The sequence below is a fragment of the Mycobacterium sp. E1715 genome (assembly GCF_001667625.1).
GTDB lineage: Bacteria > Actinomycetota > Actinomycetes > Mycobacteriales > Mycobacteriaceae > Mycobacterium.
Window position 1 is genome coordinate 1 of the sequence record NZ_LZJJ01000353.1, and the last position, 664, is coordinate 664.

Consider the following 664-nt stretch of genomic DNA (forward strand, 5'->3'; position numbering starts at 1 on the left):
TGGCATCCGGCAGGTGGGCCAAGAAGTCGCGGATCACGTTGATGTGGCCCTCGCCGATGCGCCCGGCGCGTTGGCCGGCCGCGGTCGCAGTCAGCTTGGGTGCCAGCGGTTCACCGGTCAGCGCCCGGCGCTCGCCGAGGTCGGCGGCCTCGGCGATGCGCCGGGCGGCCTCGGCCTTGGTGATGCGCAACCGGTCGGCCAACGCGCCGGGCGCATCGGCGAGGGCCACATCAACGTGATCCGCGACTTCTTGGCCCACCTGCCGGATGCCATCGACGCCCTGACCCGCCAAGCCGCCGAAGCCGACCTGGCCGCCAAGGCCGCCGGGTATCGGCCCGACGAACTGGCCCGATACGCCCAGCGGCTGAGGGAGTGGCTGCACCCCGACGGGGAATTCAGCGATGCCGAGCGGGCCCGCAAGCGCGGGATCGCCCTGGGCGCCCAGGACTTCGACGGCATGTCGCGCCTGAGCGGGCTGGTCACCCCGGAGCTGCGGGCCGCCATCGAGGCCATGCTGGCCAAGCTGGCCGCGCCCGGGGTGTGCAACCCCGACGACGAAATCCCGGTGGTCGACGCGACACCCGATCAGGACGCGGTGCGCCGCGACACCCGCAGCACGGCGCAACGCCACCACGACGCCTTCCTGGCCGGGCTGCGCGGACTC

Annotated in this window: 1 protein-coding gene and 1 pseudogene; one reads left to right on the forward strand and one right to left on the reverse strand. The window is 73.5% G+C overall.

Annotated features, from left to right (window positions below; translation table 11 throughout):
- A partial coding sequence (locus tag A9X03_RS29310) for a DUF222 domain-containing protein (protein ID WP_231975411.1) occupies positions 1 to 229 on the reverse strand: 229 nt, incomplete at its 3' end.
- Here A9X03_RS29310 and A9X03_RS29315 point away from each other — a divergent pair.
- A pseudogene (locus A9X03_RS29315) lies at positions 185 to 664 on the forward strand (DUF222 domain-containing protein); the annotation flags it as partial. The gene A9X03_RS29310 and the pseudogene A9X03_RS29315 sit on opposite strands and share 45 nt — an antisense overlap.